At 64.2% G+C, this 23201-nt stretch carries 23 protein-coding genes and 1 other RNA gene; 4 read left to right on the forward strand and 20 right to left on the reverse strand.

All coding sequences use genetic code 11. The annotated features are described in order from the left end of the window. Positions 1-41: 41 nt before the first annotated feature. Both VC212_RS21250 and oleD read right to left on the reverse strand, forming a co-directional pair. Positions 42-200, reverse strand: coding sequence for a DUF1328 domain-containing protein (locus tag VC212_RS21250; RefSeq protein ID WP_003468167.1), 159 nt, complete (start codon positions 198-200; stop codon positions 42-44). Positions 201-264: 64 nt separating this feature from the next. Beyond that, a complete protein-coding gene (gene oleD / locus VC212_RS21255; protein WP_161962980.1) occupies positions 265-1275 on the reverse strand; it encodes a 2-alkyl-3-oxoalkanoate reductase in 1011 nt (336 codons plus the stop codon). 198 nt (positions 1276-1473) lie between these two features. Between oleD and VC212_RS21260 the strand changes: the two genes are divergently transcribed. Beyond that, the gene (locus VC212_RS21260; RefSeq protein ID WP_323526869.1) at positions 1474-2628 is read left to right on the forward strand and encodes a serine hydrolase; all 1155 of its coding nucleotides are present in this window, start codon (positions 1474-1476) and stop codon (positions 2626-2628) included. 4 nt (positions 2629-2632) lie between these two features. On the opposite strand, the gene VC212_RS21265 is transcribed toward VC212_RS21260, so the two are convergent. The 3 genes from VC212_RS21265 to oleC form a co-directional block, all read right to left on the reverse strand. Further along, positions 2633-2708, reverse strand: a non-coding RNA gene (locus VC212_RS21265) — sX9 sRNA. A gap of 244 nt (positions 2709-2952) precedes the next feature. Continuing rightward, complete coding sequence (locus tag VC212_RS21270; RefSeq protein ID WP_323526870.1) at positions 2953-4506, reverse strand: winged helix-turn-helix domain-containing protein; 1554 nt, start codon at positions 4504-4506, stop codon at positions 2953-2955. An 8-nt stretch (positions 4507-4514) separates the two neighbouring features. Then, positions 4515-6167: an olefin beta-lactone synthetase gene (gene oleC, locus VC212_RS21275; protein WP_323526871.1), complete on the reverse strand. Its 1653-nt coding sequence runs from the start codon at positions 6165-6167 to the stop codon at positions 4515-4517. Between the two features lie 321 nt (positions 6168-6488). Here oleC and VC212_RS21280 point away from each other — a divergent pair, with 321 nt between their 5' ends. Further along, positions 6489-6872: a YkgJ family cysteine cluster protein gene (locus tag VC212_RS21280; protein ID WP_055853696.1), complete on the forward strand. Its 384-nt coding sequence runs from the start codon at positions 6489-6491 to the stop codon at positions 6870-6872. 57 nt (positions 6873-6929) lie between these two features. On the opposite strand, the gene VC212_RS21285 is transcribed toward VC212_RS21280, so the two are convergent. The 4 genes from VC212_RS21285 to VC212_RS21300 form a co-directional block, all read right to left on the reverse strand. Continuing rightward, positions 6930-7832, reverse strand: a complete 903-nt coding sequence (locus tag VC212_RS21285) for an alpha/beta fold hydrolase (protein WP_115552616.1) — start codon at positions 7830-7832, stop codon at positions 6930-6932. 145 nt (positions 7833-7977) lie between these two features. Continuing rightward, complete coding sequence (locus VC212_RS21290; protein ID WP_323526872.1) at positions 7978-9132, reverse strand: Fic family protein; 1155 nt, start codon at positions 9130-9132, stop codon at positions 7978-7980. Between the two features lie 99 nt (positions 9133-9231). After that, positions 9232-10248, reverse strand: coding sequence for a 3-oxoacyl-ACP synthase III (locus VC212_RS21295; RefSeq protein ID WP_055853700.1), 1017 nt, complete (start codon positions 10246-10248; stop codon positions 9232-9234). A 101-nt stretch (positions 10249-10349) separates the two neighbouring features. Continuing rightward, a complete protein-coding gene (locus tag VC212_RS21300; RefSeq protein WP_055853702.1) occupies positions 10350-10670 on the reverse strand; it encodes a DUF4156 domain-containing protein in 321 nt (106 codons plus the stop codon). A 386-nt stretch (positions 10671-11056) separates the two neighbouring features. Between VC212_RS21300 and VC212_RS21305 the strand changes: the two genes are divergently transcribed. Beyond that, positions 11057-11518 carry a hypothetical protein gene (locus tag VC212_RS21305; RefSeq protein ID WP_055853704.1) on the forward strand — a complete coding sequence of 154 codons (462 nt, stop codon included), beginning with the start codon at positions 11057-11059 and terminating at the stop codon, positions 11516-11518. Positions 11519-11544: 26 nt separating this feature from the next. Next, positions 11545-12021: a tRNA (cytidine(34)-2'-O)-methyltransferase gene (locus VC212_RS21310; RefSeq protein WP_311240630.1), complete on the forward strand. Its 477-nt coding sequence runs from the start codon at positions 11545-11547 to the stop codon at positions 12019-12021. A 327-nt stretch (positions 12022-12348) separates the two neighbouring features. On the opposite strand, the gene VC212_RS21315 is transcribed toward VC212_RS21310, so the two are convergent. From VC212_RS21315 to VC212_RS21365, 11 genes are all read right to left on the reverse strand, one after another. Next, positions 12349-13575 (reverse strand): MFS transporter, encoded by a 1227-nt coding sequence (locus VC212_RS21315; RefSeq protein WP_323526873.1) that lies wholly within the window; start codon positions 13573-13575, stop codon positions 12349-12351. Between the two features lie 91 nt (positions 13576-13666). Then, a complete protein-coding gene (locus VC212_RS21320) occupies positions 13667-14284 on the reverse strand; it encodes a hypothetical protein (RefSeq protein ID WP_323526874.1) in 618 nt (205 codons plus the stop codon). A 132-nt stretch (positions 14285-14416) separates the two neighbouring features. Continuing rightward, positions 14417-15214, reverse strand: a complete 798-nt coding sequence (locus tag VC212_RS21325; protein WP_323526875.1) for a hypothetical protein — start codon at positions 15212-15214, stop codon at positions 14417-14419. Positions 15215-15681: 467 nt separating this feature from the next. Further along, positions 15682-17022, reverse strand: a complete 1341-nt coding sequence (locus tag VC212_RS21330) for a sigma-54 dependent transcriptional regulator (RefSeq protein ID WP_115560936.1) — start codon at positions 17020-17022, stop codon at positions 15682-15684. Next, positions 17007-18449 (reverse strand): ATP-binding protein, encoded by a 1443-nt coding sequence (locus tag VC212_RS21335; RefSeq protein ID WP_323526876.1) that lies wholly within the window; start codon positions 18447-18449, stop codon positions 17007-17009. The genes VC212_RS21330 and VC212_RS21335 overlap by 16 nt, the downstream gene beginning before the upstream one ends. 44 nt (positions 18450-18493) lie before the next feature. Further along, a complete protein-coding gene (gene poxB / locus VC212_RS21340) occupies positions 18494-20203 on the reverse strand; it encodes a ubiquinone-dependent pyruvate dehydrogenase (protein ID WP_193552576.1) in 1710 nt (569 codons plus the stop codon). Between the two features lie 237 nt (positions 20204-20440). After that, positions 20441-21100: a sigma-70 family RNA polymerase sigma factor gene (locus tag VC212_RS21345; RefSeq protein WP_323526877.1), complete on the reverse strand. Its 660-nt coding sequence runs from the start codon at positions 21098-21100 to the stop codon at positions 20441-20443. A gap of 6 nt (positions 21101-21106) precedes the next feature. Beyond that, positions 21107-21844: a flagellar type III secretion system pore protein FliP gene (fliP, locus tag VC212_RS21350; RefSeq protein ID WP_323526878.1), complete on the reverse strand. Its 738-nt coding sequence runs from the start codon at positions 21842-21844 to the stop codon at positions 21107-21109. A gap of 11 nt (positions 21845-21855) precedes the next feature. After that, positions 21856-22179, reverse strand: coding sequence for a hypothetical protein (locus VC212_RS21355; RefSeq protein WP_323526879.1), 324 nt, complete (start codon positions 22177-22179; stop codon positions 21856-21858). Between the two features lie 8 nt (positions 22180-22187). After that, a complete protein-coding gene (locus VC212_RS21360) occupies positions 22188-22442 on the reverse strand; it encodes a FliM/FliN family flagellar motor switch protein (RefSeq protein WP_104617237.1) in 255 nt (84 codons plus the stop codon). Between the two features lie 28 nt (positions 22443-22470). Beyond that, positions 22471-23148, reverse strand: a complete 678-nt coding sequence (locus VC212_RS21365; RefSeq protein ID WP_323526880.1) for a FliM/FliN family flagellar motor switch protein — start codon at positions 23146-23148, stop codon at positions 22471-22473. Positions 23149-23201: the final 53 nt, after the last annotated feature.

Consider the following 23201-nt stretch of genomic DNA (forward strand, 5'->3'; position numbering starts at 1 on the left):
CGACCGGCAGCGCCGCTGCCGTGACGTATCGCGGTGAGGCGTTAGACCTTGCCGCGACGGAACATCGAGATCACTGCCAGGATCAGGAACACCACGAACAGGATCCAGGCGATGTTGGTCGCCGCACCGGCGATACCGCTGAAGCCCAGCACAGCGGCGATGATGGCGATGACGAAAAAGATGATGGCGTAATGCAGCATGGCAAGGGTTCCAGAAGTTGTCGTGCCGAATCGGCGCAGACGTATCCTGATCAGATGGCGGTCTTTATCGAGTGATGGCGATGTCGTTGGAAGATGAGGATCGCAGCCGATTCAGGCCTTCTTCGATGCTGATACGCGGCACATAGCCGAAGTCGCGGCGCGCTGGTTCCATGCTGTACCAATGCGGCGTACACAACTGTTCGACCAAGAACCGCGTCAACGGCACTTCGCCTGGCAGACGCAACAGTGGCCATAAGGTTTCGCACACCGCACCGATGCGATACGCCGTCTTGAACGACAACGAGCGCGTCACTGCCGGCGCGTCCACGGCCGCGAGCAAGCGATTGAGCAACTCGCGCATCGGCAACGGTTCGCCGTTGGAAATGAAGTACGCCTTGCCCGCGCAGGCAGCGCCTTGCGCAAGATGGTCGAACGCATCGAAATGCGCTTGCGCGGCGTTGTCGATGTACGTGCTGTCCACCAGGTTGCTGCCATCGCCCACCATGCGCAGGCGACCGGCGCGTGCGCGTGCGGCCAGCCGCGGCAACAGATGATTGTCGCCTGGCCCCCAGATCAACCGCGGACGCAATGCCACCGTGGCCAGCTGCGCATCGTTGGCCGCCAGGACCGCACGCTCGGCGATCGCCTTGGTCGCTGCATACGCGGCGCGCAGGTCTTCGCCATACGGCACTTCGTCGGCGCCCAGGCCCTCCACCGGATGGGTGGCGCGATGGGTGACGCTGGGCGTGGAGGTGTAGATCAGCCGCGGCACGCCATTGGCGCGGCACGCGTCGAGCACGTTCTGCGTACCCACCACATTGGCCTGGTGATAGCTCTCGTAGCTGCCCCAGGCGCCGGCCTTGGCGGCGTTGTGAAACACCGCATCGATCCCGCTGAAGGCATGCCGCACGGCCTGCGGGTCGGCCAGGTCGCCACGGATCTGGCCCACGCCCAGGGTCTGCAGCACCGGGTAATCGCCGCGCTGGAAACTCACCACCTCGTGCCCGCGCGCACGCAAGCCGCGGCACAACGCCTGGCCAAGAAATCCACCACCGCCGGTCACCAGCACTTTCATCACGCCACACCCATCGCTCCTGCAGGGCGCACACAATAGCCGGACAGGACCGTCAGGGCGACGCGGCGTGCGTTTTTTCTCGCGAGCGGCGCGGCTAACCCTTTGATCGCAAAGACCTTCATAAATCTTCATTGCAGCATCAGGCAGTTCATTCGCGGCGCAGGCGTCATGGCCGGACCCTCGATCGCTGGAGTTGCCATGACCCGCCTGTCACTGCTGTTGCTGCCCCTGCTTTACGTCTCCACGCTGCACGCCGCGGCGCCAGTTGCCGCCTCGACAGCAGCAGCGCCCGCGCCGCCAGCCGCCACACCGCCAGCCCTGGACGACGGCTGGCCGGTCGCCAACGCTGCCGCCAAGGGCTGGAACCTTCCGGTGCTGGCGCAGATGGAGCAGGCGCTCGCCGCCGATCTGGCCCCCTCCACCACCAGCCTGGTGATCGCACGCGACGGCGTATTGGTCTACGAGCGCTACCTGGGCGATGCCGATCGACAGACCCTGCACGACACCCGCTCGTTGACCAAGAGCGTGACCGGGCTGCTGATCGGGGCGGCCATCGCGCGCAAGCTGATCCCCGACGTGCAGGCCAAGGTCTACGACGCTTTTGGCGAGCGGCACTGGCAGCATCCCGATCCGCGCAAGCGTGCGATCACCGTCGAAGATCTGCTGACGATGAGCTCGCAGCTGGAATGCAACGACGACAATACATTTTCGGCCGGCAACGAAGAACGCATGTACGTGAGTGCGGACTGGACGCAGTTCGCGCTGGATCTGCCGATCCGCGGCTATGCGCCGTGGAAGCCGCGGCCCGCACAGAGCCCGCACGGCCGCGCGTTTTCGTATTGCACCGCCGGCTCCTTCCTGCTGGGTGCGATGCTGGAAAAAGTCGCCGGCAAGCCGCTGCAGGCCTTTTCGGCGCAGGTGCTGGAAACACCGCTGGGCATCGAGCGGGCGCAGTGGAACCTGTCGTCCGAAGGCGTGGGCATGGGCGGTGGCGGCACTCGCTACCGCAGCCGCGACCTGGCAAAGCTCGGCCAACTGCTGCTGGCACACGGCCGCTGGCAAGGCCGCCAGGTAATTCCCGCCGACTGGGTGCAGGCGATGACCAGCGTGCACGCGCAGGCACGCGAGGATGCTGATTACGGCTATCTGATCTGGCACTTCCGGTTTCCGGTGCGCGGTGTGCAACGCGATACCTGGGCGATGTCCGGCAATGGCGGCAACTACGTGTTCGTGGTGCCTGACGAGCGCCTGGTGGTGGTGCTCACACGCAGCGCGTACAACACGCGGCAGATGCACCAACAGTCGCAGCGCTTGCTGACCGACTATGTGCTCAAGGCGCTGCCTGAGCACTGAGAGCGGGTAACACAACGTCGCAAGCAGTCGTCAGCTGGGTGTGGACGGCGCGCTCTGACTCGGCATGTCCGCGTGGCACTGCCAGACCGAGCACCGGTCGCACCTGCCTGGCGGTGAACGCAGCTGTCAGTTAGCCACTCCAAACACGGGTTGGCGTGCATGGCGTGTTCGCCACCCAGACCTGGCAACCGATGCGACACCACACCGACGCGCCGCAGCGCGCGGCCGGTGCCTGATGAGGCGCAGATCTCAATGGCTCGTTTTGGATCTGGCCTCACCGTCTGAGCATGCAGTCGGCCCGCCCGGAGCACGCTCACCCAAGTGTCAGTCGTCGTTGGATGTTGCCTGCGCACGCAGCACATCGGCACGCCGCACCTGCCCACGCTGGGCAGCAAGATCGGCATCGATACGTGCCAGCAACGCGGCAAACTCCGGCGACCCGCGCAATGGCTGCAGCAGCGGCGAATGACGCAAATAGCCAGCGTTGCGGTAGCCGGCGGCCTCGGCGCGTTGCAAGGCGCGCATTGCCGCGTCGGGCGCGCCCGCACTCAGCAACAGCACGGCGGCATCGACTGCATCGAACGGGTCGCCGCCACGCGCGACGCTGCCGAGCAACTCCTGCGCATGCGCGTGCAGCGTGGCGGCTGGCGGAGGCGGCTCGGCGTGCAGCGCCCACACCACCGTCTGCGCAAAGCTGCCCTGTGGACGCAGCTGCAAGGCCCGCCGCGCCGCACTGCGTGCAAGCGTGGTGTCGCCACGCGACCACGCCAGCTGCGCCTGCAACAAGGACAGCCCGGCATAGTCGGTGCCGCGGCCCAACGCGTCGTTCAATGCCGTCTGCGCCTCTGCCGCGCGGCCATGCTCGAACAGAAACGTGGGCCAGGCCAGATTGGAAAACGCATCGTCCGGATACAGCTGAAAGTTCTGCCGATAGCGTGCTTCGGCGGCACTCGCATAGCCGAGCAGGCTCAGGTTGCTGGCAATCTGGATCGGCAGAAAGCGCACGCGTTTTGGCTCGCGCACGGCCAGGTTGGCCGACAGCGCCTGCACCAGTTTGCCCTGTCGCTCGTACAGGTAGGCGGCCGAGCCGCGCACGGCATCGGCCGCCGGATCCAGCTGCAACGCCTGCTCGTAGGCGGCCAGTGCAGCGCCATTGCGGCCCTGACAATCCAGCGCGTAACCGCGCGCGGCGTAGGCCGCCGCAAGACGCGGTTGCGCCTTGATCACCGCATCGGCCAGTTGCTGGGCCTGCTGTGCAAATCCGCCGTCGCCATCGTATTGGCACACGCGTGCGGCGTAGGCACGACTGAGCCCGAGCTGGGCCTGCCGATCGTCCGGCGCTTGCTGCAGACGTTGGCGATACAGACCGATTGCGCGGTCGTTGTCATCGCGCTGGCCGATGCCGGCGTAGTAGTCGGCACGTTGCAGCAACGCCGCCTTCGCGGGTGGTGCGTCGCCGCGCTGCACCCACCAGGCCGCGCCGCCGCCTACCACGACCAGCATCGCCACGGCAGCGGCGATCCAGACGCCATGCCGCCGTGGCGCGGGCACAGGCGGCGCCTGTTCCTGCTGCACCGGCACGCACAGTTGATACCCCTGCCCCCGCACCGAGCGCAGATAGCGCGGCTGCCGCGAGTCGTCGCCCAAGGCCTGCCGTAGCAACCGCACGCGTTGGGTGACGGTTTCTTCGTTGACCAGCGCCGGTGCCCACACGTTCTGGATCAACGCGTCGAAATCCACCACGCGTTGACCCTGCTGCAGCATGTAGTGCAACAGGCGAAAACTCAGGCCGCCTACCTCAAGCGCCACGCCGTCGCGCTCCACGCGCTGCCGCGCCACATCGATGCGCAGATCATCCAGACGATAATGCGCGGACATCGTGGACGTCAGGAGCGCTGCTGCGCCGCCCAGACCGCTAGTTTTTCGCGGCCGATCTTGGCGTTGTGGCGAATATCGACCGGAAAGCCGGAATGCCGCAGAAAACGCGCAATACCGGCGGTATGCGGATGCGCCGCGCCCAGCGCACGCAATGCATTTTGTACGTCCGCAAAAGCCGATGCCGACACGCCCGGCTGCAACTCCACGCACAGCACCGGTTGCTGCTGCCCGGGTGCGCCCACACCGACCAGGGCGGTGCGCCGCACCTGTGGATGCACGTTGAACACCGGCTCCACCTGTTCGGTGTACAGCGGGCCGGTGGCCGTTTCCACGCGATGGGTCTTGCGTCCGCAAAACCACAAGCGTCCTTCCGCATCGAAATAGCCGACATCGCCCATGCGGTGCACGATGCGCTCGCTGCCATCGTCGCTACGCTCACGGATCTTGGCGATCCGTGTGGCCGCATCGCGATTGAAGTAGGTATCGGTGGTGGTGGGGCCGGCGACGGTGATCTCGCCGACGTCGCCCACGGCCAGCACACGCGCGCCGCTCCAATCGGCAATGGCCGCATCGTCGATGGCGATGATGCGCACCTCATTGGGCGCGACCACCTGCCCCACGCAGGTGCCGGCACCGGCTTCGGTGGCGGCACGGGTCGCGTCAAGAGTGCGACCTTCGATCGCCGCTACCGGCAGACATTCGGTGGCGCCGTACGGGGTCCAGAATTGCGCATCGGCCGGCAGCAGCGCGCGGATGGTGGCCACCACATCGGGCGGCACCGGTGCGCCTGCCGACGTTGCCAGGCGCACGTTGGGCAGCGGCTGCCCATAGTCGGCCAGCACGCGCATCAGCGCCGGCGAGCCGAACAACTGCGTCACTCCGAAGCGGTTGAGCGCATCGTGCAGCTTGCGCGGGTCGGCGGTTGCCGGACGGGTCGGGTCCATATCCGGGATCACCGAGGTCAGCCCCAAGGCGGGATCGAACAAGGCAAACGGTGGAAACGTCGGCAGATCCACGCCACCGGGCTGCATGCCGAACGCGTTGCGCAGCAACTCGATCTGCCCGACAAAATGCCGGTGCCGGTACACCACGCCCTTGGGAACGCCGGTGGAGCCGCTGGTGAACAGGATCGCCGCCACATCGTCCGGCGCGGTATCGGCCAGTTGGCTGCCAGCGCCGGAGCCATCGCGCTCTACGCGCGCCAGCGTCACCCCGCCCCAGCCGTAGCGTCCACCGACAGTGACGATCTGCTTGGCAGAGCGCGCCCAACGCAGCAACCGGCGCGCCAGCTGCGCGAGCGGAATGCCGATAAACGCCTGTGGCTGCGCTTCGTCCAGACACTGTTTGAGCGCGCGTTTGTCGATGCCCGGGTCGACCAGCACCGGCACCGCACCGGCCTTGAACAACGCAAACATCAGCAGGAAGAACTCCGGTGACGGCCGCACCATCACCACTGCACGTGCGCCACGGCCGATGCCGTGCAGTGCCAGGCCGGCCGCAATCGCATCGCTGCGTGCATCCAGTTCGGCATAGCTCAAGGTCACGTCGTAGGCCGCAAACCCGTTGGCGGCGCGGCGGCCGGGGCAGCGGATGGCGATCTGATCGGGGCGCTCGCGCGCCAGCTGCGGCAAGGTGGCAGCGATATTGCAGAGAGTGGTCATCGCCGTATTATCACTCATGCACTCACGGTGCCGGCCGCTTGCATCTATTTCCAGGATCAGGCGCGCACTAGGCCTTGCAGGGATGGCGCGCCGCACGCCGCGATCGCACTGATCCAACGGAAGCCGATGTACGGATGCGGCGCCTGTTTGGCGCTGTGCGGCCTAACCACCACGCAATGCATGCACGCTCTTTGTCGGTCTTGGCAGGTCCAGGCAGATGAATCGCTGACCTACGCGCCAACACGCCCCTTGTATCGCAGCACGGTTCGGTCAAAATGCCGCGCTCCCCACGCGATTTCGCCGCGCCAGGCCCGGCATTCCATGGCACACCCCTGCCTTACCTGCGGCGCTTGCTGCGCCTATTTCCGCGTCAGTTTCCACTGGAGCGAAGCCGATCCCGCATTGGGCGGCAGGGTGCCGATCGAACTGACCGACTCCTTGCGCACGCACGAGCGCGTGATGCGCGGCACCTCGCAATCGCAACCGCGCTGCATCGCCCTGGATGCGGACATCGGCCGCTACAGCCGCTGCAGCATCCACGACCGCCGCCCGTCCTCCTGCGCCGCCGTGCCGGCCTCGCTGGAATTCGGCGAGCGCAGTGCGCAATGCGACAAGTCGCGCCTGGCGCATGGGCTGCATGCGCTGACGCAGGACGATTGGATCGGCGTGGACGACGCACAGCGCAATCCGCTGCCAACCTCGTGAACATGCCTCGCTGCTGACCTGCGCACCAGCGCATGCGTCAGCAGCGGCGTGCATCGCTTACAGCGGATGCGTGTCCAGAAATTTGCGGATCGCCGGCACCAACACGTCGTGTTTGTCTTCGAGCACGTAGTGATTGGCATCCTCGAATGCAGTCACGTCCGCATTCGGCAACGCGCGACGAAAACCGGCCAGAAAGTGCTTGTCGAAGCAGATATCGCGCAGGCCCCAGGCGATAAACGCAGGGCGGTCGGCAAACGACGGTAAGGCCTGTGCGGAACGCTCCAGCAACGACCAGCCCTTGTCTGCCGGCGACAGCGGAATGTCCTGCATGAAACGGATCGTGGAGATGCGGTTGCGCCAAGTGTTGTAGGGCGCCACATAGGCGCGCCGCACGGCCGAGGGCATGCGCTTTGATACGCCGAACCATGAAGCGCCGGACGAAAACGCATTGAAGGTGCGGATAAACCACTCGCCCGGCCGCCAATGGCGTCCCATCGCGATCTGCCATGGCATCGGCTTTTCCGGCGGCAGCGGGAATGCGGCGGTATTGGTGATCACCAATCGTTTGACCTGCGCGTGATGCGACAACGCCCAGCCGAACCCGATCATGCCGCCCCAGTCATGCACCGCCAGCGTGACCGGCCCGGTGATGCCCAAATGCCGCAGCAACGTATCCAGATCGTCTACGCGCGACTGCAAGGTGTAGTCATAGCGCGGTTGTGCATCGGGCGCATCGTCCGGCTTGTCGGACAAGCCCATGCCGATATGGTCGGGCACGATGCAGCGGTAGCGATCGGACAGCCCGCTGACCAGATGCCGCCACAGATAGCTCCACGACGGATTGCCGTGCAGCATCACGACCACCTCGCCATCGCGCGGACCCTCGTCCAAATACGACATCGCAACGCCGGGCCGCACATCGAGGCGCTTGGGGGTGAAGGGGTAGCCTGGGTAGTTCATGCCAAAGGGATCCGGTTTGTTTCAAGAAGAGCTACATCGCGCTGGCGTTGGCCCGAGCGATGCAGATAAAAATCCTGCAGCGATCGCATGCTGCGCCCCATCAGACGGCAGCACTGGATGCATAAAGTGGCAGCAGTTTTAGAGATCATGGGGTTTCTTGCGGAATTTCTCGGTAAGGCGGCAGTTGATGACCGTCAGCGGAAAGTAGTTGCAGGAAGGCCGGATGCAGGAACAACTTCTCCTTGCCGAGACGCTGCTCCTTGAGCACTCCGATATCCACCAGTTCCTTGAGATGACGCGCTGCGGTCTGGCGAGTCACGCCGAGCGCATCCACCACGTTTTGAATGCGGCAGTACGGCTGGTTGAAAATCACATCGACAAACTCCCGGCTATACGCCTTGGGTGCAAGGCGGCGAACGTGATCACGCGCCTGCGTCTCCAGGCCGCGGATCGCCTGAATTTTCGCGGTTGTCCAGGCAGCGGTCTCCGCAACCGCAGCGAGCATGTAATGAATCCACTCAGCCCAGTGCCCATGCCGCGTCACGTCCAGCAGCAGGCGGTAGTAATCGCTGCGATGGCGAATGATGTAGCGCGACAGATACAGCACCGGCACATCCAGCAAACCCTGTTCGATCAGCATCAACAGATTCAGCACCCGCCCGGTGCGACCGTTGCCGTCGGTAAACGGGTGGATCGCTTCGAATTGGTAGTGCGCCACCGCCATCCGGATCAGTGGATCGATGTCGGTATGCTCATGGATGAAGCGCTCCCAGTTCGCGAGCTTGTCGCGCAGCAGCGTTTCGCCAACCGGCGGGGTGTAGATGATCTGCTGCATCTGGTCGTTGGCCAGCGCAGTGCCCGGCACGCGACGAATCTGCATCTGCACCGCTTTGATGCGGCTACACACCACAACAGCGGTGTCGGTACACAGCGGCCGCTGCTGGAGCGATTGAAATCCCTCATACAGCGCACTGCGGTAACGCAGCGCTTCTTTGGTCGCGGGATGTTGCGCGCGCTCCTGATCGTCTGCGTAACGAAACAACTCGTCCGTGGTGGTGACGATGTTTTCGATCTCCGAACTGGCCTGCGCCTCCAGGATCGGAATCGTATTGATCAGCACGGCCGGCTTGGGCAGCAGCGCGGTGGCCTGCTTCAGCTCGGCCAACGCGGTGCGGGCAACGATGCAGGCCTTGAGCAGGCTGCGGGTTTCGATATCTCCCGCCGGCGGTAGCGGCGGGAGAGCGTTATGGGGCTTGGTCGGATCGAAATTGGTCGGATCGAAAACGGAGGTGTCGTCCATGTCACCTACTCATGTTGCGAGAACGAACATGATGCAGCGACGCGTTCTAAAAATCCATTTTTTTTAACATGTTCTTGTGGCATTCGACCTGACAGCCACTTACCAAACCACTTCCGCCATTGAGCAGTTCAGCCCCGAGCCGATGCCCATCAGTGCGATGCGGTCGCCCTTCTTCAAGCGGCCGAGCTCCTTGAGCTTGCTCAGCACGATCGGCACCGAGGCTGGGCCGATGTTGCCGTGTTCGCCGAAGATGGTCATGACCTTGGCTGGGTCGATGCCGAACGACTTCACGAACGAAGCGGTGTGCGGGCGGCTGACCTGATGGATGACGAACTGGTCCAGCTCGTCCACCGCCCAGCCCATCGCCTGCTTGGCGGCCAGGAAGGTCTTCTGTGCCAGCTTGATGCCTTCGATCAGCAGCAAGCGGGTGTCGGTGACCATGCGGTCCAGGTTGCCGCGGCACAGCTTGTTCCACTCGGTGGCCGAACGGGTCACGCCACCCTTGTAGCGCGGCGCGTCGGGCACCAGCTCGGTGCGCGCCATCACCATCGCGGCAGCGCCGCAGCCCAGGGTCAGCGCGGCGAGTTCGTTGCGGAACTCCTCCTCGGTGACGTCCGGAGAAGTCATGCGCTCCAGGGTCTTTTCATAGACCAGGTTGGCGGTTTCGCCATCGACGACCAACGCGTAGTCGATCTCGCCGCGTTCGAGCATGCGCGCAGCGATGTCCATGCCGTTGATGAAGGCAAGGCAGGCGTTGGCCACGTCGAAGGTCACGCAATGGTCGCTGACCCCTAGGTTGCCGGACACGATGGACGCCGTGGACGGCTCCAGGTAGTCGCGGCTCACCGAGGTGTTGACCAGCAGGCCGATCTTCTCGATGCCGATACCGGCATCGATCAGCGCCTTGCGCGCGGCCTGGGTGGCGGCGTCGGATGCCTGGACATCCTGGTCCCACAAGCGCCGTGCATGGATACCGGCAACGTCGCCCAACACGTCGGTCTTGATCCCGAGGCGGTCGTAGGTCGGTTGCAGGCGCTCGTTGATTTCCTTGGAAGTCAGCGTGTGCGGCGCATCAATATGCGCCAGTCCCGCGATGGAGACATTCTGGAAGAGCATCGAAGTAGCGCCATGGCGTCAGGCGAGGGGGCGTCAGTCTAGCCGCTGGCTGGTTTTACCGCATCTTTACATTTGAATCGCCCCCGCCCCAGCCCAACGGTTCAGCGCGGTGGGCAGCGGAAGGCGTTGAAACGCTGGCTTCCATCGGCCGGCTGGCCTTGCGCCTGGACGGTATTGGCATTGGCGCCCGGGGCCTCGTTGCGCGCCAGGGTCTCCAGTTCTTCCTGCACGCGCAGCGGGTTGCGGTTGTAGAAGCCGACCTTGCTCTTGACCGTCACCACCACCTCGCCCTGCTGCTGACAGCCAGCCGGCACAGGGCCTGCGGGCAATACCTGCACGCTCTTGCCGCTTTGTTCGATCGGCACCCAGGTGCACGCCGCGGTGGTGGTGGCAACCAGAACAGACAGCATCAGCACGCGCATAAGTCATCCACACCGAAGGGCAAAGCCGGATTGTGCCGCAGTTGTCCGGCGGTCAAACGCGTGCCCGGCATGCGCCATACGCCTCATTCAGCACACCGGCACCTGCCCTTATCCGCCGCATGGAACTGATGGCGTCGCTGTCCACTGCCCGCAAACGCGTCCGGGTGTCCGGACGCGGACACCCGCAAACATCAAATACATCTTTAAAAACAATGCCTTGAATATGGCACGCAGTTTGCTCTATTCAACCGGCACCGGAAGCACGTAACAGAAAGCTGACTTTTTGCTGAACAAATAAACGACACCTTCGAAAGTTCTTGCACATACCGAAACGGTGTACTACCTTACTACCACACCACTGATCACCCACACCAAGAGACCTCGCCATGAAGACCCAGACCCTGCGCATCGCCCTCTCCGCCGCCCTCCTGGCTGGCACCACCTTCGCCGGTTTTGCCCAAGCCGCCAGCCTGACCACGCTGGACACCGTCCAGGTTCGCCCGGCAGCCGACCAGATCGCCCAGCAGACGCTGGAACGCAGCAGCGACATCCGTACCCTGACTGCTGTGCAGGTGCGCCCGTCCGCCGAGCAGCTGGCTGCCTTCGCTGCCGAACAGGCCGGCCCGCGCGTTGTCACCCTTGCCGCGGTGCAGGTCCGTCCGTCGGCCGAACAGCGCGCCGAGCTGGTGGTTCGCAGCAGCGCCGCCACTGCCCAGAGCGCCTCCGGCCAGACCGCCGCCGCGATCGGTGCGTTGATGGGTCAGGTCATGGTCAATCTGCCGGTGCCGCAGCTGCAGCCGTCGCCGGCCGAACTGGAAGCCCTGGTCAGCGCCGCCATCAGCCTTTAAGCACGCGCGCAGCTACACTTGCGCGCATGTCAGCACCCGTCCTCGATGTCATCCTGTTTCAACCGGAAATTCCGCCCAACACGGGCAATGTGATTCGCTTGTGCGCCAACACCGGCGCGCGCCTGCACCTGATCGAGCCGCTCGGCTTCGACCTCAGCGACAAGCAGCTCAAGCGCGCGGGCCTGGACTATCACGAATACGCGACCCTGCAAGTGCACGCCGACCTGGCAACTGCATTGGCTGCCATCGCGCCCACGCGTGTGTTTGCCCTGAGTACGCGCAGCACGGTGCGTTACGACACACCGCAGTTCGCCGACGGCGATGCGTTTTTGTTCGGCCCGGAAACCCGCGGCCTGCCGGCCGAGGTGCTGGAGTCGATCCCGCCGCAGCACCGGCTGCGTCTGCCGATGCGTCCGGACAATCGCAGCCTCAATCTGTCCAACACCGTTGCGGTGATGGTGTTCGAAGCCTGGCGGCAGTGGAACTTCGCTGGCGGTCAGTAGCCTCGACGTAGCACCAACAGCAAGCACTGCGCGCCCGCTATCGGCAATCGGCATGGACCACTGCACGCTCGGTTCCTGAGCGAGATGCCCAGGCGTCTACCGATCACTTGCCGCAGGTGTTCCACAGACCTGGTCGACCACCAGACACCCGGCACTGCCCACGCCTTACAGCGCGATGGTCATTACCGTGTTGTGTGCATGCGCGCTGCAGGTCTTCAGTCTTTACATCCAGGCTTGCGATCCTCGACAACACCGCGCAATGCATCACGCACCGCTGGCGATGGACGTCAATACACACGCGCTTTCTCGCACGCACCTGCGCAGCCACTAAGACGCGGTCTGCACGCCGGTCGTTGCCTGCACCAGGCCGCGGCAGCCAGCCCATAACGCCACTGCCAGCAAGGCGATTGCGCCCAGGCTCAAAAACGCGATGCGGTAGCCGAAGGCGTGCGCGAGCCAGCCGCCGAACGCCGGGCTGAGTGCCGCGCCAATCCCCTGCACCGTCATCACCGCGCCCTGGCCGACGTTGACCCGGCCGGTGCCGTGCAGCAAGCGCGCCACCAATGCCGGCACCACCACGCTTTGCAGACCGGCGCCGAGCCCATCGAGGATCTGCACCGGAAATACGCCCCAGCCGTGAATCACCGAGGCCGCCACCAGCGCGCGCAGCGGCAAGGCCATGAAGGCCAGCAGCAGCACCCACCAATGCCCGTGCACGCGGATCCAGCGCATCGCCAGCAACGCAACCACCACCATCGTGGCTTGGGCGACCACAATCGTGGTGGCGGTCAGCGCGCTCGGGTCGCCGGCATGCGCGGCCACGATCGCCATGCCGTACAACGGCAGCATCGCCGCGTTGCCCAGATGAAACAGCCCCAGCGTGACCGCCAGCAATGCAAGCGGCCGGCAGGTCAGCAACACCCGCCAGGCGCTCAGTGCGTCTGCGCCATCGGCATGCCCAAGGCCGCGCGCAGCGCGATGGTCGATGGCGGTTGCCGGAATCGACAGCACGGCCGTCAGCGCCAACACGCCGAACACCGCCGTGAGCGCGAAGATCGCGCCAAACCCGTAGCGCCATCCCAACCAGCCGGCCAGCACCGCCGCCAGCATGTTGCCGGCATGATTGGCGACCTGGTTGCGCGCCAGTTGATGATCGAACCCGCGCGCACGCACCAGGCCCAACGTGATGCCGGTCAGCGCCGGGCCGATGCCGGCTGCCGCCAGCGCCGATGCGATCTGTGCAGCGACCACGCCGGAGGCGGTCGGGCGCAGCCAGATCAACGCGGTGGCGAGCAGGATCGCCAGACAGCCGACCACCACCACGGCGCGCTTGCGCCGGGTGGCATCGACCAATGCGCCAGCCGGCGTGGTGGCGAGCATGCCGGCAATGCCGCCCACGCTCATCACCGTGCCGATCGCGCCCACCGACCAGCCCTTGGACTGCAAAAACACGCTCAAAAACGGCCCCAGCCCGTCCTGGACATCGGCCACGCTGAAATGCAGCGCTTCCAGCGCGCGCGTGCCACGCGGTCGGGTCGACGTGCTCATGCGCATCGCCCTGCTGCGTGTTGCCCTGCACGGCCTGCCTGCAGGGCAACGCCGATGACGCCTGTTTCATTGCAGCGCAGCGGGCACATTGCGGCGCCTAGTGCTTGGGCTTGGGCTTGTGTGCGCCCGGTCCATGCGGCGGATGGTCGATCTGCTTCAACGCAGCGGCCTTGCTGCCCAGCGCATGCGCGTGGATCAACACGCCATGCGGTGTGGCCTTGGTGTCGCCTTCGACTACCAACGGCTTGCCGACCACCAGTTGCTTGGCGAAGTCGGCGCCGGCATGCGGCGGAAACCGCACCGTCACTTCGTCGTCCAACAGCACGCCATGCACCTGCCCGTGTGGGCCATGCAGCAGCCGCGCGATGGTGCCGGCGTGCTGGGTGAGCTGCGGCTTGGGCGGCTTGCCGGCCGGCGGTTTGGGCTTGGGCTTGGCATGCGGCCCATGCGGGCCTTCGTCGAGGATGCGCTTGCCGCCGTCCGGGTCGATCGCCAGGGCCACCAGCATGTCCACATCGCGTGGCTTGAGGCCGCGCACGGTCAATGCGCTGCCAGGCTTGAGCGCCTTGAGCAAGGCCGCCGACAGGTGCGGCGGCGTGTGTACTTCGGTGCCATCGGTCAACAGCAGGCCATCGATATCGGCCTTGGGATTGAGCAGAAAACGCGCCAGCGTGCCGCGGGTTTCAGGCAGGAAATCAGGATCGACCCATTGCATTGTGAACTCCAAACTAGAGAGGACCGGCCAACGCCGGCAAGCCGCGCCCGACGCCACGCGGGTGGCATGACGGAGGCGCGTAAACGAACGTCTGGGTGGGCGCCGCCGTCGCGTTCGCAGCGGCGGCTTGCTTCAGCGCGGTGTCGGTGGGGCCGCTGGCGGCACGGGCGGCCCAGGTGGTGCGGGCGGCAGTGGCGGCGGCAGCGGGCCATCCGGGCGCGGAGGAACGAACAACGCACGCTGCGACGCGCGGTCGCGACCCACTGCGCTGGCTTCGATCGCGCGCCCGGCCGCGGTGGCGACACCGAACCCGCGCACGCTCAGCGGTGCACCGGTGCGCAGCAGGTCGCTCAACTGCAATGCCAGATGCGGCGGCATCCGCACCACCGTGCCGTCGCTCAGCAACGCGCCGTTGGTTTCGCCGCCCGGGCCGTAGACCAGGCGCTCGATGCGTCCATCCGCTGTTAACGGCGTCAGTGCGGCAGGCGCGGGCGGCGGCGGCATGTCGCCGGCCAACGGCGGGCGGTCCACCACCTCGCGCTTGCTGCGCGTGGAGCGGATGCTGCTGGCACGCAGTACCGGCAAGTCGCCCAGGCGATAGCCCTGCACGCTCACCGCATCGCCGCGGCGCACGGCCGCCTGCAGCTCATCGGACAGATGCGGTGCAAACGCCACCTGGGTGCCGTCGCGCAACCACAGCCCGTCCACGTCGCCATTGGGATTGAGCATGAAACGCTCGACGGTGCCGCTGACCTGCACCGGCGTGGCAGCCACCGGTGCGGGCGGCGCAGGCGGCATCGGCGGCGGTGGGGGCGGCGTGCCCACCGGCGGACGCGGTGCGACCGGCGCGGCAGGCGGCGGCGGAACCTGCGCCGCCGCGGTAGCCACGCTGCAGGCCAATGCAACAGCAAGTGCGGTCTGACGAAGCATGTGATGTCTCCAATGCGGCAGGAGTGCCGCTCGCTATGGGTACAACGCAGACATCGTGCCAACTCTGAAAGCCTTGTTTTTCAAGGCGGATGGCCTGGAACAGGGCACCTAAGATGTCTGTATCTCATACAGCGTTGTCCGTTTTGCAGACACGTGCGCTGCGGTGTCTCTTGTTCGGGCAGCATCGAAGGCCGGCGTTCGCGATTGCAGTCTGCGGCTGTGGCTGGCTGTGGCTGTCTGGCTGTCTGTCTGGCTGTCTGTCTGGCTGTCTGGCTGCACAGCTGCACAGCTGCACAGCTGCACAGCTGCAAATGCTAGCGCTGGCCCATGGCCGCCTGTCGATGCCCTGGCGATGGGATGCATCTGTTTGCAACGTCCTGCCGGCAATGGAGCCGGGCGGGCGAACCACTCAATCAGCACCGGTTCGTCGCCCATCCGCACAGCCTTGCAGGCGCCAGCCCGCGCGCCTACTGCAAGCCGTAGTCGTCGAGCTTGCGGTACAGCAGCTGCCGATGAATGCCGAGCCGACGGGCGGCCTCGGCACGATTGCCGCCGCTGTGCGCTAGCGCATCCTGGATCATCTGTTTCTCCAGCCGCGCCACCGCTTCGGGGAGCTGCATTTCCGGAGCCGCCGGCGTCGCCTGCGGCGGCGCGAGGTCGCCGAGCGCCTCGTCCAGATCGTCCGCCTCGATGCTGTGCCCGCGCACCAGCACCTGGCTACGCTGCATGACATTGCGCAGCTCGCGCACATTGCCCGGCCACGGGTAGGCCAGCACGCGCGCCTGCGCGGCCGGCGACAGCGTGCGTGCACTGCCCTGTCCTGTGCGCAAAAAATAGTCGGCCAGCAGCACGATGTCCTGCCCACGCTCGCGCAGCGGCGGCAGCTCGATCGGCACCACGTTCAAGCGGTAGCGCAGGTCGCTGCGGAACTGCCCGGCGGCCACCCACGCGGCCAGATCGCGATGGGTGGCCGCCAGCACGCGCACGTCCACCTTCTGGGCACCGCGGCCGCCCAGCGGCGTCACTTCGCCTTCCTGCAAGAAGCGCAGCAGCTTGGCCTGCATCGGCAACGGCATGTCGCCGATTTCATCCAAAAACAAGGTGCCGCCATCGGCCTCGCGGATCAGGCCGATGCGGTCGCTGGTCGCACCGGAAAACGCGCCCTTGCGATGACCGAACAACTCGCTCTCCATCAACTCCAATGGAATGGCCGCGCAATTGACCGCGACAAACGCCGCATTCGCACGCGCACTGGCGCGATGCAATGCACGCGCGGCCAACTCCTTGCCGGTACCGGTCTCGCCGGTGATCAACACCGGCAAGTCCGATGCGGCCGCCAGCCCGATGCGCTTGTGCACGGTGCGCATCGCCGGGCTGTGACCGACCAGCGCATCGTCTTCTTCGGGCAAAGGCAGTGGCACTGCGTCGGCCGCAGCCTCCGTGCGGCTCAGCAACGCACGTTCCACCACATCGACGATATCGGCACGCCCCACCGGTTTGACCAGATGATCGAACGCACCCAGCGTCATCGCCTCGATGGTGTTGCCGCTGGACACATGGGCGGTGAGCATCACCAGCGGCACCTGGGCCGCCTGCGCATCGCCCGCCCGCGCGCGCAACACTTCGATCCCGTCCATGCCAGGCATGCGGAAATCCACAAACGCCAGATCGATACCACCTTCGCGCAACTGCGCCAGCCCCTGCGCGCCGTCGCTTGCGGCAATCACGCTGTGCCCGAGCGAGCGCAGCGTCGCCTGCAAGGTGGCGAGAAATGCTGCGTCGTCGTCGATGATCAGGATGCGCGCCATGGCAGCTCCACATTGAAATGCGTCATGCCGTCGGCATGCGTGTAGTGCGCCTGTCCGCCGTGCGCGCGCGCAATCTCTCGCACCAGTGCCAGCCCCAACCCGTTGCCGTCGCTGCGGCCGCTGACGAACGGTTCGAACAGCTGCGCCGCAATCGGCTCGGGCACGGGCGCACCGCGATTGCTCACTTGCAAATGCAACATGCCTTCGCGCTGCTCCGCACACATCACAATCTGCGTGCCTGGTTCGGCGTGCTGCAACGCATTGCGCAGCAGATTGTGCAATGCGCGCCCAAGTTGCTGCGGATCCAGTGACCACTGCAGCGGTGCATCCGGCACCTGCAGCTGCAATTGATGCGCCGCGTGCGGCAACAGTGAGGGATCCAGCAGCTCCTTCAACCAGTGCTGCACCACCACTGTCTCCAGCTGCAGGCGGATCGGCTGCACCATGCCGAGCAGGCTTTCGACCACGCCATCCAGGCGCCGGATCTGCGCCAGCATCAACGCGCCATGCGCGGCGTCGTCAGGAGTGACATCGCGTCGTGCGATCTCGTTTTCCACCGCAAGCCGCATGGTGGCGATGGGGTTGCGGATTTCATGCGCCACCGTTGCAGTCATGCGCCCGAGCGCGGCAAGCCGCTCGTGCCGCGATAGCTCGTCGGCCAGCTTGCGTGTCTGCGCCAGCGCCTGCGCAGTGCGCTGCGCGTAGCCGGTGACCGCAGCGCCAAGCCGATCAAGTTCGGGCGCACCCGTGTGCGGAATCTGCGGCATCTCGGTATCGGCCGCCAATGCGTGTTGAATCTTCTGCAGACGCTGACTCCAGCGCCGCACCACCACGCCCAGCGCAATCGCCGACACCGCGACCATCGCAAAGATCAACACCATGCCGACCACCAGCGGCCGCCACGCATCCGAACTGCTCGCCGGCACCCGCGACATGGTCCACGCGGCGGTGCCGGCCGCCAACGGGCAGGCGCTGATCAGCAGCACCTCGCGACTGCCATCGCGGCGGAACTGCACAGATTTGCGTCCCTGCGCGCTTTGCCGCGCAGTGCCCACGATGGTTGTCCACTCGGCTGCCGGGATATCGGTCTTGTGATCGCTGCCGTCATAGGTGGGGTAGGCATAGGCGATGAAACCCTTGTCCACATTCCACACGCCGCCTTCCACGCCGGGAGCATCGGCCAGCACCAATTGCACCACCACCGCAGCCAAGCCGGCGCCGTTGTCGCCACTGCGCGCGGCCTCGCTTGCGCCGGCATAGCGCTGCACGATGCGCATGCACTGGCCGCTCAACTGTTGCCGCGCGTCTTCCAGCCGCACACCTTCGGTCTGGCGATACAGGCCATACAACATCGTGGCCACGCCCAGGCAGGCGGCCACGATCACCATCCAGATCAGCAACAATTGCCGCAGTAGCGAACGTGGCATGCAAGCAATCCGGGCAAGGTCGGCCGATGATAGAACTGGCCGCGTTAGCGCAAGTTGGTCTTGACCAGCTCAATCACCTCATCGCCCCGCCCGCTCATCACCGCCTTGAGCAGGTACAGGCCCATGCCCTTGGCTTGTTCGAGCTTGATCGCCGGCGGCACCGCCAGTTCCTGCGTGGCGATACGCACATCCACCAGCGCCGGACCGGAGTGCGCAAAGGCCTGCCGCAACGCACGCTCCAGCTGCGACGATTCGTCCACGCGAATGCCCAGAATGCCCATCGCATTGCTCATCGCGGCGAAATCCGGGTTGCGCAACTCGGTGCCGGTATCCAGATAACCGGCAGCCTTCATTTCCATCGCCACAAAGCCCAGCGAGGCATTGTTGAACACCACAATCTTCACTGGCAGGTTCAACTGCGCCAACGAGATGAAATCGCCCATCAACATCGCAAAGCCGCCATCGCCGGATAGCGAAATCACCTGCCGCCCGGGGAACGCCGCCTGCGCACCCAGTGCCTGCGGCATCGCATTGGCCATCGAGCCATGGTTGAACGACCCCAGCAAACGGCGCTTGCCGTTCATGCGCAGATAACGCGCCGCCCACACCGTGGGCGTGCCGACATCGCAAGTGAACACCGCATCCTGATCGGCAATCTGGCTGATCAGCCGGGTCACGAACTGCGGATGCAACGGCTCACCAGGATCGGCCGGCACTGCCAGGTCATCCAGCCCTTCGCGCGCCTTGCGATAGTGCTCCAACGATTTTTCCAGGAAGCGGCGGTCTTCGCGACGCTGCAACTGCGGTAGCAAGGCCGCGATGGTTTCGCCCACATCCGCCGCAATGCCCAGCTGCAGCGGCGTGCGCCGTCCCAATGCACCCGGGTCGCGGTCCACCTGCACGATGGTGGCGTCCTTCGGATAGAACTGCCGATACGGGAAATCCGTACCCAACATGATCAAGGTGTCGCAATTGAGCATTGCGTGGTAGCCGGAACTGAAGCCGATCAAGCCGGTCATACCGACATCGAACGGGTTCTCCCATTCCACGTATTCCTTGCCACGTAGCGCGTGCACGATCGGCGCGCCCAGCCTCTCTGCCAGCGCCACCACCGCATCGTGTGCACCTGCGCACCCGCTGCCGCACAACAAGGTGACCGCCTTGCTCTGCTGCAACAGCTCGGCCAGCTGCTGCACATCGTCGGCCGCAGGCAGCACGCGCGGCGCGCGCAGGGCAGGCCATGCACTCGACAGATGCTTGTCCACCTCCAGCAACGCGATATCGCCGGGAATCACCACCACCGCCACGCCTTGCTGCAGGATGGCCGTGCGCATCGCACGATGCAGCACTTCCGGCAGCTGTGCCGGATTGGTCACCAGCTCCACAAAGTGGCTGCACTCGCGGAACAGCTCCTGCGGGTGGGTTTCCTGAAAATAACTCAGGCCGATCTCGGACGATGGAATATGCGCGGCGATCGCCAGCACCGGCTGTCGGCTGCGATGGCAGTCGAACAAGCCGTTGATCAAATGCAGATTGCCCGGCCCGCAACTCCCGGCGCACACCGCCAGCGTGCCGGTCACCGCGGCCTCGGCGCCTGCGGCAAACGCGGCGACTTCTTCGTGGCGCACATGCATCCACTCGATGGTCTGCATCTCGCGCAATGCATCGGTCAAGCCATTGAGGCTGTCGCCGGTCACGCCCCAGATCCGCTCCACACCCGCGCTCTGCAGCGTCTCGGCCAGAAACCGCGCCACCGTCTTCTTCTTCGCCACGATGCAGCTCCGCTACTGTATTGAGCAACCAGCTTGGCAGGAGCGATGTGTGCCTGATGTCGAGTTCGGGGCGAAGAGAACGCCAAACCGAGAACCTGACCTCGAAGATAACCATGAATGCCAACCAATCCATATGACAGACAACGCGATCTTTACAAGCAGTGTATGTGACCGGATCACCGGGACGGTCCCGTGTCACCAGAAAAGGGCTGGCAGACGCTACAAAAAATCGCCTAACTGAAACAAATTTTGTCGGAGATTTGAGCGCAGGATCTCAAGTCCCTGGGAGTGAAGCTGGGACACCCTGCCCTTGGTCACGCCAAGCTCGTTTGCGATCTGTACAAAGGGCTTATGCAAGTAGTAATAGGACATGAAGATGTCACGCGTGCGTGGAGCTAACTGCAACATCGCATGAGCCAAAACGCTTCGAGACTGCTCCTCTGCGATGGCCTGACCGGGCCAGGCATCGGTTGCCTGCTCCACCAAATGCTGGGTCGCGATCTGCACAATCGCACCGATGAAGCCATCGAGGCTGCCGATGTCATCGGCTAAGGTATCGATAGGGTCTTCAATCCGGCGAGAGAATTTATGCTGGCGTACGCCGTTGAATACTGCTCCCCGCACGCGTCGTTTTGCATACAGCGTAAAAGGAATCGACCGAGCCGGGTCGTACCTGCTCATCGCTTCCAGCATTCCGATGTGTGCATTTTGCACATGATCCGCCCAGTCCAGATCGCGACGGCCGACACGGCGATACACGTCGGCGGCAACTATCCGCGCCCACGGCGAATACTCCGTCACCAGGAAGTCTCTCGCCTGCAGATCGTGTTCTGTCTTGAATCGCCTCCAAAGCTCGGCAACAAGGGCCTCCTTGTCCATGGCGTGTCAGGACCAAATACTGCCCAACACCGTGCGGGAAACGAGCACCCATCCATCGATCAAAATAAATAGCAGAAGCTTGAGGGGAAGGCTGACGGTTGCAGGGGGTAGCATGATAATGCCGAGCGCCATCAATATTGCGGAAACCACCAGATCGATCATCAGGAACGGGAGAAAAATAACAAACCCCATCTGAAATGCGGTCTTCAGCTCACTCAGAATGAACGCTGCGGCAAGATGCGTAAAACGGATCTCTTCAACGGTCTTTGGCGGCGCGACACGGGCCATTTCGCTAACTGCAAGTAGATCCGACTCGCGCGTCTGACGCACCATGAAGTCGCGCAACGATGGCGTGGCACGCGACACCGCTTCGGTTGCAGTGATCTGATCTGCAAGATAAGGCGTCAGCGCATCCCGCTGAACCTTGTCCAGCACCGGCCCCATCGAGAACAACGTTAATAACATCGCCAACGTAATCAGTACGCTGTTAGGTGGTGTTTGTGGAATGCCTAGCGCATGTCGCAACAAGGCCAGTACAACGATGATGCGTGTAAAGCATGTCATGCCGATCAGGATGACCGGAATGAACGAGAGCATCGTCATCAGCACAAAAACGCGCAGCGTAGAAGAGAATTCCTGTTTGCCTGCGGCGCTCAGTGCATCGCTCAACGGATCTGCGCAAACCGCTGAGGCGACAAGCGCCAGGCTTAAACCGACAACTCCAGTCAGCAGCTGGCGATACACGTGCCGCCGGGTCACTTTGATACCTCTGTGGCCGCACCAAGACGTTGGATCCCGACCTGATGCCTGGACTCAGTGACCAGCACGCTCTCGCCTTCGATCTCAAGCAGGTACACAACCGTAGAGCGGCTGACCCGATACTCTGCACGTTTTACGATGCTGCCAACTGCCGTGGAGATCCTAGCGCCGCCCTGCCAACGCGCGAGCATTCCTTTCTTCTTCAGTAATAACAAAGCAGCGACGAACACCGTCAGTAAAACGGTGGTCCAGATAAGCGCTGGGCTAAGCGTCGCGGCGCTGAGAACCGTATCGCCGCGGTAGGGAATGGCAGTCGGCATGTCTTAGCTCAGAGCAATTCTTGAATCCGGACGCCGAGCTTGTCGCCGACAGCCATTAGCTCGCCTCTGGCAATTGCCTTGCCATTGAGCATGAGTGTGACCAGTGCGTCGCATGCTTCCTCCAGCGTCACCACGTCGCTCTGCTTAAGTGCCATGATCTCATCGACGCTCATTTCTACGTGCCCGACATGCGCTACCAGCTTTGCCTTGACGTGGCCGAAGATCGAGAGATCGCGCGCTACGGTATTAGTTTCCATCTTCATTCGTCGTGTCCTTGATCAGATCTGTTATTCAATGCAATTCAAGTGCGCGCTGGCCTTGCACAATGACCAAGCGCGCAGCGGCAAGGACCTGGTTTCCATTCATTAGATGAAGCGGTGCGTGCGCGTCGCTGTCGACAATCAGAACTTCGCCGATACGCAGCGTCGACACCTCGCCCAGCTCTACCTCACCCACGATCAGCTGGGCGTCCAGACCAACAGATTGATTGAGTAGCGCGGCATGACGTGACGTCAGCTCAGAACGAACAGTTCGATCGATACTGTCACTCTCCGACGCGCACCAGACCGCGTCAGCGATCACTTCGACCTCAAACGCGTCCCAGTGCGCGGTAGCACGAAAAGCGCCATGGCGAGGTCCGAAGCGATCGTTATCGATCTGCTGGCTGCGTCCCACGCTGTCGGAAATCTGGTTGCCTAAAAGTGCGTCTAGCAACGCTTGCAGCGCATCCTCACCCACACTCCCACATAACTGCGTGTCAGCGGCGCTGGGTAAGCCCATCAACTCCGCACCAAGTGCCGAGCACGACGCGCTACGTAGCCGAATACCAAACAGGCCTCCGACATTGGTGGTAGCGATCCGCCAGTGCACTGTATCCAGAGAATCTTCAACGGTTTGCATGACGGCAACACCCGGGCGCTGGTCAACCTGATCTTGTGAGACCGACCATTCTTTGAGCCAGGCGACCAAGCGTAACTCCAGGGTCTCGCATAAGCTCTGCGCAGTGGCAGGACGTATCCAAC

Origin of the sequence: Xanthomonas sp. WHRI 8932A, assembly GCF_035012785.1 — a bacterium.
GTDB lineage: Bacteria > Pseudomonadota > Gammaproteobacteria > Xanthomonadales > Xanthomonadaceae > Xanthomonas.